This is a genomic window from Paramixta manurensis (genome assembly GCF_013285385.1).
Taxonomy (GTDB): domain Bacteria; phylum Pseudomonadota; class Gammaproteobacteria; order Enterobacterales; family Enterobacteriaceae; genus Paramixta; species Paramixta manurensis.
In genome coordinates this window covers 2,952,742-2,970,761 of record NZ_CP054212.1, presented here as the reverse complement: position 1 = coordinate 2,970,761, position 18,020 = coordinate 2,952,742, and the positions used below count along the sequence as shown (strand labels likewise).

Sequence of the window (18,020 nt, the reverse complement as noted above, 5' to 3'; positions counted from 1 at the left end):
CATGAACAATAAATTAACGTGTTTTAAAGCTTATGACATTCGCGGTCGGCTTGGTGAGGAACTGAATACCGATATTGCTTATCGCATCGGGCGTGCATACGGCGAGTATTTACAGCCCAAAACGGTGGTAGTAGGGGGCGATGTACGCTTGACCAGCGAAGAGCTGAAGTTAGCGTTAGCCAACGGTTTGCAGGATGCGGGTACCGATGTTATCGACATTGGGTTGAGCGGCACTGAAGAGATCTATTTCGCCACTTTCTTTTTGGAAACCGATGGCGGTATTGAAGTGACGGCTAGCCACAACCCAATGGATTACAACGGCATGAAACTGGTACGCGAAGGTGCGCGTCCGATCAGCGGCGATACCGGGTTGAAAGCCATCCAGCAACTGGCTGAAGCCAATAATTTCGCGCCAGTTGTTGCTGAAAAACGCGGTACCTATCGTCACCATTCGGTGCTGAATAATTATGTCGATCACTTACTCGGCTACATCACTCCCTCGGCCATCAAGCCGCTTCGTCTGGTGATTAACTCCGGAAACGGCGCCGCAGGACATGTGATCGATGCGCTGGAGCAGCGTTTTGCTCAGTTAGGCGTTCCACTGACTTTGATTAAAGTGCATCACCAGCCGGACGGAAATTTCCCGAATGGGATTCCCAATCCACTCCTGCCGGAGTGTCGTGCCGATACTGCGCAGGCGGTGATTGAGCATGGCGCGGATATGGGGATTGCCTTTGATGGCGACTTTGATCGTTGTTTCCTGTTTGACGAGCACGGCCAATTTATCGAGGGCTACTATATCGTCGGTTTGCTGGCGGCAGCCTTTTTACAGAAAAATGCCGGCAGCAAAATCATTCATGATCCGCGTTTAAGCTGGAACACGATTGATATTGTTACGCGTGAGGGCGGTATCCCGGTGATGTCAAAAACCGGTCATGCGTTTATTAAAGAAAGGATGCGTAGCGAAGACGCCGTGTATGGCGGCGAAATGAGTGCGCATCACTATTTCCGTGACTTCGCCTACTGTGACAGTGGGATGATTCCCTGGTTACTGGTCGCTGAATTGGTTTCTGGCAAAGGAAAAACGTTGGGGCAACTGGTGGCGGATCGCGTCGCGGCTTTCCCGGCGTCCGGAGAGATTAATAGCACCATTCAGGATCCTAAAGCGGCGATTGAACGCGTTTGGCAACGGTATCGCGCACAGGCGCTAACCGTTGATGAAACGGATGGCATTAGTATGGAGTTTGATACCTGGCGATTCAATTTGCGAAGTTCAAATACGGAACCTGTGGTACGCCTGAACGTTGAAGCCAAAGAAGACAAAACTAAAGTGCAGGAAAAAACGAAAGAGATACTCGAATTATTGAGATCGTGACGTTGAGCATTGCTCGATACGGGCAATGCCGCTTTCCTCAGGCTTAATTATCGAATACAGGTGATTCTATGTCAGTACTAAGCCGGGGTAGGTCTCCGACCAACGCATCATTAATATCGATTACACAGCGTTTTTCCGATATTTTAATCATGGTTGTCGGCATCTATCTCATTTGTCTGCTGCATAATCAAAAATTCATTTATATCCATGCCTTGTTAATCCTTGGGGCATTGGTTGTTTTCCAAATGGTGGGCGGAATTACTGATTTTTACCGTTCTTGGCGCGGCGTAAAGCTTTCCAGAGAGTTATTTTTAATTCTGCAAAACTGGTCGCTTAGCTTACTTTTAACGGTCGGTACTATTTCGCTGTTCCGGGCGGTTGAATTACCGTTTCGTTTCTACCTGTCGTGGTATTTACTGGTTTCGGTCGGCTTAGTCGCCGCCCGCATCACCATTCGCTTTATTGCCGGTATGTTCCGCAAACGCGGTTATAACATTCGTTATGTCGCGATTGCCGGTAATATGCCGCAAGGCTTAGCGTTGGCGCGTTCGTTTATCGACCAACCGTGGTTAGGCTTCAAAGTCGCCGGTATCTATGGTGATGCGCCGGATTATGATGATACGGATATTCCGTATGGCGGTGATTTTACCAGCATGTTGGAAGATGCACGCTCAGGCCGTATTGACCGGGTCTATCTGGCCATGTCGATGAGTGAAGAGCAGAAAATCCATGAGTTGGTCGATCTCCTCACCGATACCACCTGCGCCGTGATGCTGATTCCGGATATTTTCACCTTCAACATCTTGCAGTCGCGCAGTGAAGAAGTGAATGGCGTGCCGATGGTGTCACTGATCGATACGCCGTTGGACGGCATGAATATGGTTCTCAAGCGCCTGGAAGATATTATCTTATCGACGATGATTCTGATCTTTATCGCGCCAGTGCTGATTACCATCGCCTGTATGGTGAAAATGACCTCGCCAGGGCCGGTTATTTTCCGCCAGGTACGGTATGGCATGGACGGTAAGCCGATCAAGGTGTGGAAATTCCGCTCAATGAACGTGATGGAAAATGGCGACAAGGTGGTGCAGGCAACGCGTGGCGACTCGCGCCTGACGCCAATCGGCGGCTTCCTGCGTCGTACTTCGCTCGATGAATTGCCACAGTTCTTCAATGTGCTGTTTGGCGATATGTCCATCGTCGGGCCGCGTCCTCATGCGGTGGCGCATAATGAGCAATACCGCAATCTAATTCGGGGTTACATGCTGCGCCATAAAGTGAAACCGGGCATTACCGGTTGGGCTCAGGTTAACGGCTGGCGTGGAGAAACCGATACCCTCGATAAAATGGAAAAACGCATCGAATACGATCTGGAATATATCCGCTGCTGGAGTATTTGGCTCGATTTGCGCATCGTTTTTTTCACGTTGTTCAAAGGGTTCGTCAGCAAAACGGCTTACTGATCCGGGTGTGTTTGTCCGCCTTTCTCATATCCAACGTTAAGAGGAGATGGCAATGCAGTTTATGCCTGTCCGAAAAAGTTGCGCTTTAGCTGTACTACTTTTTGCTTCATTCCATGCCGCCGCGCAGGATGTTTATTTTAAAGATCTATTTGGAACTAATTATCTCCCGCCGGGTAAAGATACGGCAAAAGAGTTGGGGATTAGCTGGGTCAGGGAGAATTTTAGCTGGGCGCAAGTGGAGAAGGTGAAAGGTACCTATAATTGGGCGCCGATTGATAAGAAAGTTCAACAGGCGCATGCACAGGGCGTGGAAGTCCTGCCATTGCTGGCTTATACCCCGGCGTGGAACCGTGCCACGCCGCGCACTGCCGGGTCAGCGCCGAAGGATTATCAGGCGTGGGTGAACTTTGTACAGGCGGCAGTGGCGCGTTACAGCGCCGCGCCGTATAACCTGAAATATTTCCAGATTTGGAACGAACCGACGCGCAAAGCCTCTTACTGGCTCGGCTCAGATCAGGATTTTATCGATAAAATCTATCTGCCGGCGGCGAAAATCATTCGTCAACACCATGGCAAGGTGGTATTCGGCGGCTGGCCAGCTTCTAACAGTTTGAATGAATTTGCCAAAACCATCGAGTATCACAATGCGATCGACTACACCGACGTGTTGGATTTTCATTACGGCAGCGTTCATCCCTATCAATGGTTGTATAAGCGTTACGTAGAGAACAACAAAGTGCAGGGTATTTGGCAGACTGAGTTGGGTTATACCAATAAACCTGAATCGGTCGCGTTAGCCTACTCCTTTATTTTGGACTTCGCGTTGAGCCATCAGTGGGATGATCCGATGAAGTATAAGGCGTTTTGGTTCCCGGCCTGGCAGGGGAATAAAAAACCTTATCGCTCCATGACCATCTCTTCCACCGCCGCTAGCGTTGCGTTGACCGATAACGGTAAGCAACTGAAACAATTGAACAGTTTCTATGGCGATGGGCCGTTGAAACTGGCCTCATTGACGACTGCTCCGCCGAGTAATGGTGATGCTTACACCAAAAACTTTGCGATTAATGTCGGCGATAAGCGTCAGGTGATCACCTCCACCTACAAGCCAGCGCAAAAACAGTCGACGTATCACTACGCGCTGAAAACTCTAAAACCTAATCCGACCGCCACGCTCTGGTTTGCCGATGGTTCTCATCAGCAGGTTCCGGTCAGCATGAAGGACGGCGCCGCGCAGATCAGTGTGGATAGCAAATTGTTGGTTAAAGGCTGTCAGCAGTGTGAACGTAGTCTGTTCTATATCGTATTGAGCTGACCCGGTGTCTGAGCGGCGAGGCGTCCATGTAGTCTGGATTCACCGCCGTGGTAAATATGAAGGCGAGGCGGGGTAAGGCTCGCCTTCAATATTAAAAACGAAAGAAGAAGATTATGAGCCTGAGAGAAAAGACGGTAAAAGGCGCAAAATGGTCGGCGATCTCTACCGCCGCCAGTATTGGGATTAACTTTTTACAGATTACATTACTGGCGCGCATGATCGAACCGCATCAGTTCGGCTTGCTGACCATAGCGATGGTGGTGATTCTTATCGCCGATACGTTGACCGATTTTGGTATCTCCAACTCGATTATTCAGCGAAAAGATTTAACCGAAGTTGAGCTCTCTACGCTCTATTGGCTCAATATTAGCATTGGTATTGTGGTGTTTTGCGGCACTTTCTTTTTAAGCCATGATATTGCTGCGTTACTTAAACAGCCAGACCTCGAACCACTGATTCGCACGCTGGCGTTTGCGTTTTTAGTTATTCCACACGGTCAGCAGTTCCGCGCCTTGCTGCAAAAAGAGCTCGAATTTTCCAAAATCGGCGCCATTGAAACCACGGCGATTATGCTCGGTTTCTGCGTCACGATGATTTCTGCGTGGTTCTACCCACTGGCGATTACTGCCATGTGGGGATATTTGGTGATGTCGACGGTCAGAACAATTTTGTTATCGTGGGTTGGGCGAAAACAGTATTCACCCAAATTTATTTTTAATCTTAAATCGGTACGTTCTAACCTGCGTTTTGGCCTGTTTCTGACGGCGGATGCGTTGGTTAACCAGCTCAATTCAAATATTGCTACCGCGGTGCTGTCGCGTACGCTCGGAGCGATTGTCGCCGGTGGTTATAACCTGGCGTTCAATGTGGCAGTGATGCCGCCAACGCGCCTTAACCCGATTATTACGCGTGTTCTGTTCCCGGCGTTCTCCAAAATCCAGGATGATCAGAAAAAGCTGGGAGAAAACTTCTATAAGCTGCTTTCGCTGGTCGGGCTGTTGAATTTCCCGGCATTACTGGGGCTGATGGTGGTTTCGCAAAACTTTGTGTTGTTTATGTTTGGCGAGAAATGGCGCTTCATCACACCGATTTTGCAAATCCTGTGTGTGGTAGGTTTACTGCGTTCAATCGGTAACCCGATCGGCTCCTTGCTGATGGCGAAAGCGCGCGTTGACATTAGCTTTAAATTCAATGTGTTTAAGCTGATTTTATTTATTCCGAGCATCTGGATTGGCGGCCATATGGCGGGCGGCGTTGGGGCCGCGCTTGGCTTCCTTGCGGTGCAGGTAATTAATACGTGGTTAAGCTACTTTATCCTGATCAAACCGGTGCTTGGCAGCAGCTACTCCAGCTACATTTACAGCATCTGGATGCCGTTAAAACTGACGATTCCCACCATTGTGGTGGCCTATGCCGCGGGCATGATTCCGGGGCTGCATCTGCCGGCAGCGGCAATGCTATTTCTACAGATTTCCGCTGGTATCGTGGCCTTTGCAATTACCATGATGATCAGTCGTGATCCTTTAGTTCTTGAGATAAAACAACAACTTTTCAAGAATCCAAAACTTCGTAAATTATTAAGAGCGTAACGTTATTATGCATCCAATGAGCATTCTTAAAGACAAGCTGTCTGTTATTGATCGTGTTGTACCTCATGGCAGCAAAGTGGTGTACCTGGATATACCGCTTCATCTTAACGTTGGTGATTTGCTGATTTATAAAGGAACCGAGCAGTTCTTTAAAGAACGTAATTATCAGGTACTGGCGCGTCGTACTGACAAGAGCAGCCTGAAATATGTTGAAGAGACGAAAAGCTTACCGGAAGACGTGATTATCCTGCTGCACGGCGGCGGTAATTTTGGCGACCTGTATGTGCCGCACCAACGCTTGCGTGAAGCGGTGGTGAAAAAATTTCCGCGCCACAAAATCGTCTTCCTGCCGCAGACACTGCATTTTAACGATCACAACGAAATGCTGAAGTCCGGCAATATTATGCGTAGCCACAAAAATTTAACGATTTTTTGCCGCGATGTACGTAGCCAGAAAATTTTGCAGGAACATTTTTGCGATGACGTAGAGCTTTGCCCGGATATGGCGCATTCACTGTGGGGCGTGTTCCCGCAGCAGAACCGCGCCGAGATCAAGCGGGATACGTTATGGATGATCAGGAAAGATATTGAGGGCGGCAAAGTTTCAGCCGAGATCCAATTGCCATCACCTGATAAATATGAAGACTGGGAAGATATCTGCACCGATAAGGATCGTAAGAAGCTGAAGTTGCTTGAGAGGACCGAGCGCGTGAACAAAGCGCTTTCCAGTGGCCTTATCGGTACCTCGTCTTCCTGGGGAACCTATACTGATGGCCTGGTCGCGCGGGTGAATGATTACTTTATGTCATTTGATACCGTAGTAACTTCGCGGATGCACGGGCATATCCTTTGTTGCTTACTGGGCGTTAAAACCAAATTGCTGGATAACTCCTACGGTAAGAACTCAGGCTATTATGAGGCATGGACTAAAGATGTTCCGGAGTGCGAGCTGATAAGTTTATGAATGAGCCAAAGACACGCGCAACGTTATCGGTAGTGATCCCGGTCTATAATGTGCAACGCTACCTCGCGCTGGCCGTCGATTCGGTGTTGAACCAGACGGTTCAACCTGAGGAGATCATCATTGTTGATGATGGCTCGACCGATGGTTCTGGCGATCTGGCCGAGTCGCTTTATGGGGCGCTAGAGCACGTTACCATTATCCATACCGAAAACCAGGGGTTGGGTGAGGCGAGGAATGTCGGGACGCGCGCCGCAACCTGCGATTATCTTTACTATTTCGATTCCGATGACATTCTGGTTGACGATTTAGTTGAGCGCTTCCATCAGGTGGTTGCGCAACACCCGAATACAGAGGTGTACGCGTTCTCTGCGGAGTCATTCATTGACCCGCTGGCCGACGATGCCGCCGCGGCGGAAGCAACCAAACTGCCGCGTTATCGCCGTGGTATGGAGGCGACATTCTCGAGCGGTGAAGAGGCGTTTAATCAGCTCTCTCAACGCGCGGTGTTTTATCCTAATGCTTGGTTATATGTGTACTCACGGCGTGTTCAGGTGGAAAATGGGCTGTTTTTTAAGCCTATTATTCACGAAGACGAAGAATTTACGCCGCGTATGTTCTTTGCGGCGGGGGAAACGGTGGTCACTGACCGTGTATTCTTCAAGCGTCGCGTGCGCCCCGGTTCGATAATGAACAGCGGGCGTAGTGAAAAGAATATTATCGGCTATCTTTCCAGCATTGATGCAATCGAGTCATTATTAGTTAATAGCCGTAATCAGGTAAGCCGTAATAATCTCAGACAGCGGATTATTTTAAATATTATTAATATTATGTTAATTAAAAAGGCGTCTCGTTTGCAGTTGAGCCCTGAAACGCAGCAGAAATATAATCGCGTGTATGATAAATACGCCAATATTATGAGTAAGATAGCTGGTTTTAATTTCTTCCTTTACCGAGTGTTGCGCTTCGGATTGCGGAAAATGCGCCTTGTGGCATCCTGACTGGTAATAAGACATAAAATAAAAATGCTGATATTAAATCAGCATTTTTTTTGCGTAGCATATTTATTCCATTGCATGAGTTTCCAGCAGAAAGAGATGGTGAGTCTAAACTTTCCAAATTTTCAGACAAAGATTATACTGTGATGAAGCTAATTTAATGCATAATTCATCAACATTTTCACATCGTTACATGGAAAAAATATGACCAAGCTTAAAGCAGTTATCCCGGTTGCGGGTCTGGGTATGCATATGCTCCCTGCTACAAAAGCCATTCCTAAAGAGATGTTGCCGATCGTTGATAAACCGATGATTCAATACATCATTGATGAATGCGTCGCGGCGGGCATCAAGGAAATCGTTCTGGTCACGCACGCTTCCAAGAACGCGGTGGAAAACCATTTTGATACCACCTACGAGCTCGAAGCGCTGCTTGAAGCACGCGTTAAACGCCAATTGCTGAGCGAAGTGCAGTCGATCTGTCCTCCCGGCGTCACCATCATGAACGTCCGCCAGGCACAGCCGTTGGGTTTAGGTCATTCGGTGCTGTGCGCACGCCCGATGATTGGCGATAATCCTTTTGTGGTGGTGCTGCCGGATATTTTGCTGGATGATTCAACCGCCGATCACTTGCGCTATAACCTTGCCGCAATGGTGGCGCGTTTCGAAGAGACCGGGCGCAGCCAGGTGTTGGCGAAGCATATGACCGATGCCGACCTTTCTGAATATTCCGTGATCAAGACACAGGAGCCGCTGGATAATGAAGGTGCGGTTAGCCAGATTGTGGATTATGTTGAGAAACCAGAGCATCCTGAAACCTTAGGTTCCGATTTGTTCGCCGTTGGGCGCTATGTGCTTTCAGCGGATATTTGGCAAGAGTTGGAAACCCTGGAGCCAGGCGCATGGGGCCGTTTTCAGTTAACTGACGCAATTGCCAATTTAGGTAAGAAAAAACCGGTTGATGCCTGCCTGATGACCGGGCGGAGCTTCGACTGTGGTCGTAAGCTGGGCTATATGCAGGCATTTGTCTCTTATGGTCTACGGAGTAATACCCAGGGGCGCGAATTTCGCGAACAAATCCAGAAATTACTGGCAAAATAACCCCTCTTTTTCTTATTCGCCGCGCATTGCGCGGCAGGTAAAGGAGTCCGGATGGCTATTTTAGTAACTGGCGGGGCAGGGTATATCGGCTCTCATACGGTGCTGGCGCTCTTACAGCGTGGCGATGATGTTGTGGTGCTGGATAACCTGAGTAACGCGTCGCGTGAGTCATTACGCCGCGTTGAGAAGCTGGCAGGGAAAGCAGCGGCTTTTGTTGAGGGGGATATCCTTGACCGTGATTGCCTGCGGAGCATCTTTGCTCAGCATACTGTGGACGCGGTTATCCATTTCGCGGGTTTAAAAGCGGTTGGCGAGTCAACGCGTAAGCCGCTCGAATATTATGAAAATAATGTCTCCGGAACGGTAGTGTTACTGGAGGAGATGCGCAGCGCGGGCATTCAGCAGTTTATTTTCAGCTCTTCCGCCACGGTGTATGGCGCTAATGCTCCGGTTCCCTATGTTGAAACCACGCCGATTGGCGGCACCACCAGCCCGTATGGCACGTCAAAACTGATGGTGGAACAAGTGCTGGCGGACTATGCGAAAGCAGATAACCAGTTTAAGGCTATCGCGCTGCGCTATTTTAACCCGGTTGGCGCACATGAGTCTGGCGAAATTGGTGAAGACCCGAACGGCATACCTAACAACCTGCTGCCGTATATTGCCCAGGTTGCAATTGGTCGGCTGGAAAAAGTGGGTATCTTTGGTGATGATTATGACACCAAAGATGGTACCGGCGTGCGTGACTATATCCATGTGGTTGATCTGGCTGAAGGGCATTTGAAAGCGCTCGATCATTTGTCAGCAATCAGTGGCTATAAAGCCTATAACCTTGGCGCCGGAAAAGGCTATTCGGTGCTGGAAATGGTAAAAGCGTTCGAAAAAGCCTGCGGTAAGCCGATTCCTTACCAAATTTTACCGCGCCGTGATGGCGACCTTGCCGCCTTCTGGGCAGATGCGGCATTGGCGGATAAAGAGCTGAACTGGCGGGTAACGCGCGGTATAGATGACATGATGCGTGATACCTGGCATTGGCAGTCGAAAAATCCGCAAGGTTATCGTTAATGGTTAAATTTATTTAATCTTTTGTGGATGCCCGGCATTTGGCGTGAAGGTTTAACAGCAGCCAAGCCGGGTATCCACGCTGTAGGCTGAAAAATGGCCTGTCCGTTCTCTGGCGCTCGCTCACCATCATATCCTTTCTAAACCGTGCCTCAATCAGATAAAACAATGGGTATTCAGATTGACATTTTTTACCCTTACATTAGGGGAAAAAGTCTTAAAGGCACAATAAGCAAAAGCTTTTTTAAGGTACAAATGTTCGCCTTTTCGAGTAATAAATGAACGTTTAACACCTTACACCCTGGATTTTTCTGATAGCTAGCCCAAAACGGCCTAATTTAAGCTTGTTTGTGCGCGCCGATAGTACGAGAATTGTTACCAATTCATCAACGGGAGATGGCGGCTTTTGACGTTGTCCCGATAAAAAAAGCGGCTAATAAACTTACTCTGACTATGCTTGATTAGGGTAATCACCTAAGCGTCTGGTAGCGAAAAGCCAGGGGCGGTAGCGTGGTATTTCAACCACTTTTAGGCAATTTATTACTGGTGCAACCATGCAAGAAATCGTTCTTGTTTTCCTCGGCGCGTTGGCATTACTTTTTATCGCCCGCAAAGCAGCCCGCAAAGTAGGGCTGGTCGATAAGCCAAATGCGCGTAAACATCATAACGGTCACATTCCACTGGTTGGCGGGGTATCGGTTTATCTGTCATTGTGGCTGCTATACGCCCTTCAGCCCTCATGGCTGCCCGATTTTGACATCTATATGATTTGCGCCACGTTGCTGATGATGGTTGGTGTACTGGACGACCGCTTTGATCTGCCGGTGCTGCCGCGTATTGGATTACAGGCGTTGGTTGCCGGGATCATGATGTGGGATGGTCTCTATCTCGGTTCGCTGGGTAGGGTGCTGTTTGGTTACGAACTGATACTTGGTGCCTTTGGTTATGTCGTCACCTTATTTGCAGTAATTGGGGCGATTAATGCCTTCAATATGGTGGATGGCATCGATGGCCTGTTAGGCGCGCTCTCTTCCGTAACCTTTGGCGCGTTAGGCGTGGTCTTCTATATGGGCGGTAATCAGTATCTCGCGTTATGGTGTCTCTGCCTCATGGCTGCCTGTCTGCCCTATATTCTGCTCAATCTTGGTATTCCGTGGGGCAAAAAATTCAAAGTCTTTATGGGCGATGCCGGTAGCACGCTTATCGGCTTCACGGTTATTTGGTTATTGATTCTCGCCACGCAGGGTCCGGATGCCGTGATGCGGCCGGTGACCGCGTTATGGCTGATTGCCGTGCCGCTAATGGATATGTTGCGGGTGATGATTGCCCGTATCCGCCGCGGCGACAGTCCGTTTAAACCGGATAGAGAACATTTACATCATGTGTTGTTAAGGGCGGGGTTTAGTGGGCGTGGTACGTTAGCAATAATGTTATCAGGCGCGCTGCTATTTGCTACGATCGGTATTTGGTTAGGCAGCTTACATATTGAAGAATTTTGGTCGTTAGTTTTGTTCTTTGGCAGCTTCCTTTTCTTGAACATAATAACGAATACCGCAGAAAAGTTAAAAATGACATTTGAAAAATTACTTGCTATTAAATAGTGGTGCCTCAGGGATGGTATTTGAGGCTAGAACTAGTCATAACCCTTTGAGTAATCTATGAAAGATAAAGTTCTGTTTATTGGCGCGTCAGGGTTTGTTGGTACAAGACTTATAGAAGTTGCCCAAAATGATTTCGATATCACCAATTTCGATAAACAACAAAGCCATTTTTATCCTGAGATTACAGTATCAGGCGATATTCGTAGCCAGGAACAACTGGACAATATCCTGTCCGGTTTCAAAACTGTTGTTTTACTGGCGGCGGAACACCGCGATGATGTGAATCCGACTTCATTATATTACGATGTTAATGTTCAGGGAACACGTAATGTTCTTGCTGCAATGGAAAGAAATAACGTTAAAAATATTATTTTTACCAGTTCCGTTGCCGTTTATGGCCTGAATAAGAAAAACCCTGACGAAGCACATCCCCAAGATCCGTTTAATCATTACGGAAAAAGTAAGTGGCAGGCCGAAGAGGTGTTACGGGAATGGCATAAAAAAGAACCTGACCAGCGTTCACTTACTATTGTCCGGCCAACGGTAATTTTTGGCGAACGTAATCGTGGCAATGTTTACAACCTGCTCAGGCAAATCGCTGGGGGGAAATTTGCTATGGTTGGAGCCGGTAATAATTATAAGTCGATGGCCTATGTTGGTAATATTATCGAATTTATTAAGTTTAGGCTTCTGAATATACAGCCTGGATATGATGTCTTTAACTATGTCGATAAACCTGATCTTAACATGAATCAGTTGGTTGCCGAAGTTGAAAAAAGCCTTGAAAAGAAAATTCCTTCCGTGCATTTGCCTTATCCTCTCGGGATGTTGGGCGGATACTGTTTTGATATCCTGAGTAAATTAACAGGTACAAAATATGCTATAAGCGCAGTTCGTGTGAAGAAATTTTGTGCCACCACGCAGTTTGATGCTACTAAAGTACACAGCAGTGGTTTCACTGCGCCTTACACGTTATCTCAGGGACTGGACCTAACTCTGAAGTATGAATTCGTGCATGAAAAAAAGGACGATATCACCTTTGTTTCTGAATAAAATGGCACGTTAACTATTCATTACCCGGTTGTTTAAATATCGGGCTTTCATAATTCACTTCACTGATGGTGTCTCAATGAGGAAAAAATTAATCATTATTGGTGCCGGCGGTTTTGCAAAAGCGGTTATAGACAGTTTAGATCATGATGAGTATGAACTCATCGGTTTTATCGATAGCCTCAAGTCTGGTCGCCATCAAGACTTTCCCATCTTGGGACATACGTTGGATGATGTCCCGTCTAGTGAGGCCTTTTATTTCTTTATCGCGATTGGAGACCCCGATGACCGCGCGTATTGGTTTCAAAAAGTAAAAGAATATAATTTAGAAACCATCAACGTTATTGATAAGACGGCTATTGTATCTAAACGATCGACGTTGGGAACCTGCATTTATATCGGCAAGATGGCCATTGTAAATTGTGATTCTCATTTAGAAGACTGTGTCGTTGTGAATACCAGAGCCCTTGTTGAGCATGGAAATCATGTATCATACTGCTCTAATATTTCAACTAACGTGGTATTAAACGGGGATGTATTTGTCGGTGAAAAAACCTTTATCGGCAGTTGCACCGTGGTCAATGGTCAGCTAAAGATTGGTTGTTCGAGTATTATTGGTTCTGGTTCTGTTGTTATAAGAAATATTCCTGATTATGTCGTTGTAGCCGGAACACCAACCAGACTTTTAAAAGAAAGGAAAAAAGATGTCTGAAATCTATATTGTCGCAGAAATAGGTTGTAATCATAACGGTGATTTCAAACTCGCAAAAAAAATGGTTAATGAAGCAAAAAAAGCGGGTGTTAATGCGGTTAAATTTCAAACCTTCAAAGCTGATCAACTTATTTCCAAATTTGCACCGAAAGCAGAATATCAAATCAAAGTTACTGGAAACACTGAATCACAGCTAGAAATGACACGTAAACTTGAACTTCCCTATGATGAGTTTATTAAATTAGAAGAATATGCTAAAGAGTTAGGGCTGGATGTTTTTTCAACACCTTTTGATTTTGATTCAATTGATTTCCTTGCGTCAAGACAGCAAAAAATTTGGAAAATACCGTCAGGGGAGTTATTGAACTTGCCTTATCTAGAAAAAATTGCCCGTTTGCCAATTGAAGATAAAGAAATCGTATTATCAACCGGTATGGCAACAGTTGAAGAGATTAAGATGGCGCTGAGCGTACTTACAACCAATGGGATGAGGTCGGAAAAAATTACTATCCTGCATTGCAACACGGAATATCCTACTCCCTTTGAGGATGTCAACCTCAACTCTATTGCTGGATTAAAAAAACAGTTCAGTTCCTATAAAATCGGATTTTCTGATCATTCACCCGGTTATTTTGCTGGTATTGCTGCCGTTCCTTATGGCATAACCTTTATTGAAAAACATTTTACTCTCGACAAAAATTTTGAGGGGCCGGATCACAAGGCCTCCGTGACGCCAGAAGAATTACAGTTACTCTGTGAGGGGATAAGGGCGGTTGAAAAATCCTTGGGGAGCATTGAAAAAATAGTCACTAATTCTGAGCGTAAAAATAAAATCGTCGCGCGTAAATCTATCGTCGCCAAAAGAAATATCCAAAAAGGCGAGGTCTTTACGGTTGAAAATATCACTACCAAACGACCAGGCAATGGTATTAGTCCAATGTCGTGGTATGAGGTGTTGGGTAAAGTGGCTGAGAATGATTTTGAAGCGGACCAGCTTATTGCTCATGCAGGTTTTAAAGAGCAAGAGGTGTAGGGATGGCTCCGGGGAAGATTGCTATCATTCCTGCACGTTCAGGCTCTAAGGGATTACCTAATAAAAATATCTTACGTCTCCTCGATAAACCCCTTATTGCTTACACTATTGAGGCTGCATGCAGGGCTGCTATTTTTGAGCGAGTTATAGTTACAACTGATTCCCTTGAATATAAGTTTATAGCTGAGAAATATGGCGCAGAAGTGATTATGCGTAATGAAGCTTTGTCTTCTGACAAAGCTTCATCCTTTATGGTTATTGAGGATGTGCTAAGCAAGGTCGTCGGTTATAATTATTTTGTCTTACTGCAACCTACCTCACCGTTTCGCCATGAAATGCACATCTTGCAAGCCATAGAATTATTTGAGTCCTCTGCTAAGGCAAACTTTCTTGTCTCTGTAACGGAGAGTAATAAAAGCGCCGATCTGATTAAACCGGTTGATGGAAGTCTGAGTCTGAAAAATTTCGACTTGGATTTTAGTTGCTATAGACGACAGGATCATAAAGAGTACACACCCAACGGCGCAATATTTATAGGCAAAAGCAAAGAATACTTGGCTAAAAAACATTTTTTTGGGCATGACAGTATTGCCTATATTATGAATAAACGAGATTCATTAGATATTGATGATCAACTTGACTTTGAAATGGCTATCTTTATCCAGACGTTAAAGAATAAAAAAGAAAATCTTCTTCAGTCTGTCAAAAAAAGAATTCTCGAAAAGAAAGATGCGTTCAGCAAAGTTTGCCCGGTAACGTTAATCGGTCATTCTCTTTTTGATTACTGGGATATTGCCAAAATAAAAGGCAAGGATGTTAATAACTTAGGAATAGCCGGGATTAATAGCAAAGAGTACTACGAGTTTATTCTTGATGAGAAACTACTCCAAGATGTTGGTGATACTGTTCTATTCTTTTCCGGCACTAATGATATTGTTCTCGAGGGATGGGACGAAAGCTATACCATCACATGGTCAGAAAAAATCATTGAGAGCCTTAAATCAAAGAATCCTAACGTGCATATTTATTTCTTAGCCGTTCCTCCTGTTACCGGTAGAATGGAACGTCACAATGACGTTATATTAAGACTCAATTCGGCATTGCAACAGCATTTCAGCCAAGATGATTCTGTTACTTGGGTTCCTCTTTCCTCCTCATTTTATAATGATTTTGGTTCTTTGCCTGATGCCTTTACCTATGATGGTTTACACTTTACTCCTTTTGCTTATCTTCAGCTTGAGAACGATATTTCGGAAATACTAAAATGACTAAGAAGCTATTGTATGTTACCGGTTCCCGGGCTGAGTACGGTATCATGAAACGTCTTTTACTTCGTTTAAAAGAAGATAATGAAATTGAGTTGACGCTCATCGCAACAGGTATGCATTGTGACAGTAATTATGGACTTACTTATAAAGTCATTGAAAATGATGGATTTACGATCGATAAATTAATTGATATAAATATTAATACTGATAGCAATGCTAAAGTACTCCAATCCATGGCTGTCTGTCAGACTGAGTTTGGCATCTATCTGGAAAAAAATAAATTTGATGCAATTATGTTGCTAGGCGATCGGTACGAAATATTTTCAGTCGCGATAGCTGCGGCAATGCATAATATTCCTATTATCCATCTTCACGGCGGAGAGAAAACACTGGGGAATTATGACGAATTTATTCGGCACGCTATCACTAAAATGAGCCGACTACATCTGGCTTCGACGGATGAATACCGTAACCGGATTATTCAAATGGGGGAGCATCCTGATACTGTTTATGATATCGGAGCGCTGGGTGCTGAAAATGCGTTGTTGCTGGACTTGCCCTCTAGGGAGGAACTTGAAGCGAAGTTCGGCCCGTTCAACCGTCCGTGGTTTATGGTGGTATTTCATCCGGAAACGCTGACAAAAGTTTCATTAGTCAGACAAATTGAGGAGTTGATCAATGCCCTCTCACGGCTAAATGACACTTATGATTTTATTTTTATCGGTTCGAACTCTGATACCGGCTCTGATGAAATAACTAAAAAAATAAAAGCATATTGTCATCGAACAAACTCGCGCTATTTCACCTCGTTGAAACCCGAAGAGTACCTTGCGTTGAATAAATTTTCACAAGGTCTTATTGGTAACTCTTCATCGGGGCTGATTGAAATCCCTTCGTTAAACATTCCAACAATAAATATCGGAGACCGACAAAAAGGGCGAGTACGGGGCGATTCAGTCATTGATTGTGTCTGTGAAGTCGATGCTATTTTTAATGCTATTGTTGCCAGTCAGGAGCCAGTCTTTAAGGCGCGTATAGAAAATGCAACCAATCCTTATTATAAACAAGGTGTTCTGGAAAAGGCGCTAGACGTGATTAAAAATTATATGCGTACTTCGGAATTTGAGTATAAAGATTTTTATGACCTCAATATTTAACTCTTTTCTTGGTCACAACTATGAGTTTGTTTAAAAATTCCAGTATATATCTTTCATCGAATATTCTGAATGCGCTGGTGCCGTTCTTGCTTCTTCCTGTATTGACCCACCATCTTTCACCCGACGACTATGGCCAGATTGCCATGTTTCAGACGTTGGTGAGTGGACTGGCCGCGCTGACAGGCTTAAATACTGTAGGGGCAGCAAACCGCCGTTTTTATGATAAGCTCACGACTGAAACGTTAGCTGAATATAATGGTGCTTGTATTCATATTTTGTTGCTAAGTTCTCTGGGGTTATTTTTTATTGCAGCCATACTTTCCTCTCCTTTAAGTAATCTGCTGCATATCCCCGAAAGTTGGATCTACTTTGCAATTGCGATATCTGCAGGAACATTTATAATTCAGTTACGATTGGGGCAGTGGCAAATACGCGAACAGGCAGTAAAGTATGGAATAATGCAGGTCAGCCAAAGTATTCTTTTATTCGTGCTGACTATTTTTCTATTGTTATGGCTCAAACAAGGCGCGTTTAGTCGTGTAAATGCGTTGGGTATTGCAACTTTTATCTATGTATTAATTAGCATCATTACTCTTTACCACAGTAATCTCATTCGTGTCACTCGCTTTCACTATAACAACATTAAAGATGCCCTGAAATTCGGTGTGCCTCTGATTCCTCATATCGTGGGAATTTTTTTCCTTAGCGCTATAGACCGTATCCTGATTAATAAACAGTTGGGTGTGGGCGAGGCAGGCATCTATATGTTGGGTGTGCAATTAAGTTTGGGCATGATTGTTGTTTTTGATGCAATTAATAAAGCTCTGATCCCGTGGTTGTACAAGATACTGGCGGCCAATGATACCGCACAAATTATGCGTATGGTCCGTTTTACCTATTTGTACTTTGTCATTGTAGGCTTTCTTGGGATACTGGCTTTCTGGATCGGGCCGCTGGTTGTAAAACTAGTTGCCGGGCCTGCTTATCTCAGAGCAACTAGCGTTATTGGATGGTTATGTCTGGGACAGGCTTTTACAGGCATGTATTTAATGGTGACCAACTATCTTTTTTATGCAAGACAAACGGGACGACTCTCATTAGTGACTGTTTCCTGTGGGATATTTAATATCATACTCTTGTTATATATGATGCATATTAAAGGGATTGTCGGGGTCGCAATGGCTTTTGCTATCTCTATGTTTATCCGCTTTTTAGCAACTTGGTTACTGGCCTCCAGATGTTGTGGTTTTTCTTGGAAGTTATCTTTTTAAATTTGCATTGTCTTTAGCTATTTATGTCCCTATTCACTATCACACCGGTTTCTTCTTACCAAGA

15 protein-coding genes are annotated in these 18,020 nt (G+C 45.3%); all 15 read left to right on the top strand.

The features are described 5' to 3' along the window. The first annotated feature begins 1 nt into the window (after window position 1). The 15 genes from cpsG to PMPD1_RS14340 all read left to right on the top strand — a co-directional run bounded on the left by cpsG (window position 2) and on the right by PMPD1_RS14340 (window position 17,956). Window positions 2-1,375: a phosphomannomutase CpsG gene (cpsG, locus tag PMPD1_RS14410; RefSeq protein ID WP_173634701.1), complete on the top strand. Its 1,374-nt coding sequence runs from the start codon at window positions 2-4 to the stop codon at window positions 1,373-1,375. A 68-nt stretch (window positions 1,376-1,443) separates the two neighbouring features. Then, window positions 1,444-2,838 (top strand): undecaprenyl-phosphate glucose phosphotransferase, encoded by a 1,395-nt coding sequence (gene wcaJ / locus PMPD1_RS14405; protein ID WP_173634700.1) that lies wholly within the window; start codon window positions 1,444-1,446, stop codon window positions 2,836-2,838. Window positions 2,839-2,890: 52 nt separating this feature from the next. Further along, window positions 2,891-4,153: a beta-galactosidase gene (locus PMPD1_RS14400; RefSeq protein WP_173634699.1), complete on the top strand. Its 1,263-nt coding sequence runs from the start codon at window positions 2,891-2,893 to the stop codon at window positions 4,151-4,153. A 113-nt stretch (window positions 4,154-4,266) separates the two neighbouring features. After that, a complete protein-coding gene (locus PMPD1_RS14395; RefSeq protein WP_173634698.1) occupies window positions 4,267-5,742 on the top strand; it encodes an MOP flippase family protein in 1,476 nt (491 codons plus the stop codon). Between the two features lie 16 nt (window positions 5,743-5,758). Then, a complete protein-coding gene (locus PMPD1_RS14390; RefSeq protein WP_173634697.1) occupies window positions 5,759-6,706 on the top strand; it encodes a polysaccharide pyruvyl transferase family protein in 948 nt (315 codons plus the stop codon). Next, complete coding sequence (locus PMPD1_RS14385) at window positions 6,703-7,704, top strand: glycosyltransferase family 2 protein (RefSeq protein WP_173634696.1); 1,002 nt, start codon at window positions 6,703-6,705, stop codon at window positions 7,702-7,704. The genes PMPD1_RS14390 and PMPD1_RS14385 overlap by 4 nt, the downstream gene beginning before the upstream one ends. 201 nt (window positions 7,705-7,905) lie before the next feature. Beyond that, a complete protein-coding gene (galF, locus tag PMPD1_RS14380; protein ID WP_173634695.1) occupies window positions 7,906-8,802 on the top strand; it encodes a UTP--glucose-1-phosphate uridylyltransferase GalF in 897 nt (298 codons plus the stop codon). Between the two features lie 51 nt (window positions 8,803-8,853). After that, the gene (gene galE, locus PMPD1_RS14375) at window positions 8,854-9,867 is read left to right on the top strand and encodes a UDP-glucose 4-epimerase GalE (RefSeq protein WP_173634694.1); all 1,014 of its coding nucleotides are present in this window, start codon (window positions 8,854-8,856) and stop codon (window positions 9,865-9,867) included. A 551-nt stretch (window positions 9,868-10,418) separates the two neighbouring features. Next, window positions 10,419-11,465: a UDP-N-acetylglucosamine--undecaprenyl-phosphate N-acetylglucosaminephosphotransferase gene (wecA, locus tag PMPD1_RS14370; protein WP_173634693.1), complete on the top strand. Its 1,047-nt coding sequence runs from the start codon at window positions 10,419-10,421 to the stop codon at window positions 11,463-11,465. Window positions 11,466-11,522: 57 nt separating this feature from the next. Beyond that, window positions 11,523-12,518, top strand: a complete 996-nt coding sequence (locus tag PMPD1_RS14365; RefSeq protein WP_173634692.1) for an NAD-dependent epimerase/dehydratase family protein — start codon at window positions 11,523-11,525, stop codon at window positions 12,516-12,518. 76 nt (window positions 12,519-12,594) lie between these two features. Beyond that, on the top strand, window positions 12,595-13,227 hold the full coding sequence (locus tag PMPD1_RS14360; RefSeq protein ID WP_173634691.1) for an acetyltransferase: 633 nt from the start codon (window positions 12,595-12,597) through the stop codon (window positions 13,225-13,227). Next, window positions 13,220-14,260: an N-acetylneuraminate synthase gene (gene neuB, locus PMPD1_RS14355; protein WP_173634690.1), complete on the top strand. Its 1,041-nt coding sequence runs from the start codon at window positions 13,220-13,222 to the stop codon at window positions 14,258-14,260. The genes PMPD1_RS14360 and neuB overlap by 8 nt, the downstream gene beginning before the upstream one ends. Before the next feature lie 2 nt (window positions 14,261-14,262). Continuing rightward, window positions 14,263-15,528 (top strand): cytidylyltransferase domain-containing protein, encoded by a 1,266-nt coding sequence (locus PMPD1_RS14350; RefSeq protein ID WP_173634689.1) that lies wholly within the window; start codon window positions 14,263-14,265, stop codon window positions 15,526-15,528. After that, entirely contained in the window at window positions 15,525-16,685 is a 1,161-nt protein-coding gene (gene neuC / locus PMPD1_RS14345) for a UDP-N-acetylglucosamine 2-epimerase (protein ID WP_173634688.1), read from the top strand. The genes PMPD1_RS14350 and neuC overlap by 4 nt, the downstream gene beginning before the upstream one ends. Window positions 16,686-16,705: 20 nt before the next feature. After that, window positions 16,706-17,956: a lipopolysaccharide biosynthesis protein gene (locus PMPD1_RS14340; protein ID WP_173634687.1), complete on the top strand. Its 1,251-nt coding sequence runs from the start codon at window positions 16,706-16,708 to the stop codon at window positions 17,954-17,956. Window positions 17,957-18,020 lie beyond the last annotated feature (64 nt).

Excerpts from the sequence above, each read along its gene's own strand:
- cpsG (WP_173634701.1), top strand. The coding sequence starts at position 2 with ATGAACAATAAATTAACGTGTTTTAAAGCTTATGACATTCGCGGTCGG.
- wcaJ (WP_173634700.1), top strand. The coding sequence starts at position 1,444 with ATGTCAGTACTAAGCCGGGGTAGGTCTCCGACCAACGCATCATTAATA.
- PMPD1_RS14400 (WP_173634699.1), top strand. The coding sequence starts at position 2,891 with ATGCAGTTTATGCCTGTCCGAAAAAGTTGCGCTTTAGCTGTACTACTT.
- PMPD1_RS14395 (WP_173634698.1), top strand. The coding sequence starts at position 4,267 with ATGAGCCTGAGAGAAAAGACGGTAAAAGGCGCAAAATGGTCGGCGATC.
- PMPD1_RS14390 (WP_173634697.1), top strand. The coding sequence starts at position 5,759 with ATGAGCATTCTTAAAGACAAGCTGTCTGTTATTGATCGTGTTGTACCT.
- PMPD1_RS14385 (WP_173634696.1), top strand. The coding sequence starts at position 6,703 with ATGAATGAGCCAAAGACACGCGCAACGTTATCGGTAGTGATCCCGGTC.
- galF (WP_173634695.1), top strand. The coding sequence starts at position 7,906 with ATGACCAAGCTTAAAGCAGTTATCCCGGTTGCGGGTCTGGGTATGCAT.
- galE (WP_173634694.1), top strand. The coding sequence starts at position 8,854 with ATGGCTATTTTAGTAACTGGCGGGGCAGGGTATATCGGCTCTCATACG.
- wecA (WP_173634693.1), top strand. The coding sequence starts at position 10,419 with ATGCAAGAAATCGTTCTTGTTTTCCTCGGCGCGTTGGCATTACTTTTT.
- PMPD1_RS14365 (WP_173634692.1), top strand. The coding sequence starts at position 11,523 with ATGAAAGATAAAGTTCTGTTTATTGGCGCGTCAGGGTTTGTTGGTACA.
- PMPD1_RS14360 (WP_173634691.1), top strand. The coding sequence starts at position 12,595 with ATGAGGAAAAAATTAATCATTATTGGTGCCGGCGGTTTTGCAAAAGCG.
- neuB (WP_173634690.1), top strand. The coding sequence starts at position 13,220 with ATGTCTGAAATCTATATTGTCGCAGAAATAGGTTGTAATCATAACGGT.
- PMPD1_RS14350 (WP_173634689.1), top strand. The coding sequence starts at position 14,263 with ATGGCTCCGGGGAAGATTGCTATCATTCCTGCACGTTCAGGCTCTAAG.
- neuC (WP_173634688.1), top strand. The coding sequence starts at position 15,525 with ATGACTAAGAAGCTATTGTATGTTACCGGTTCCCGGGCTGAGTACGGT.
- PMPD1_RS14340 (WP_173634687.1), top strand. The coding sequence starts at position 16,706 with ATGAGTTTGTTTAAAAATTCCAGTATATATCTTTCATCGAATATTCTG.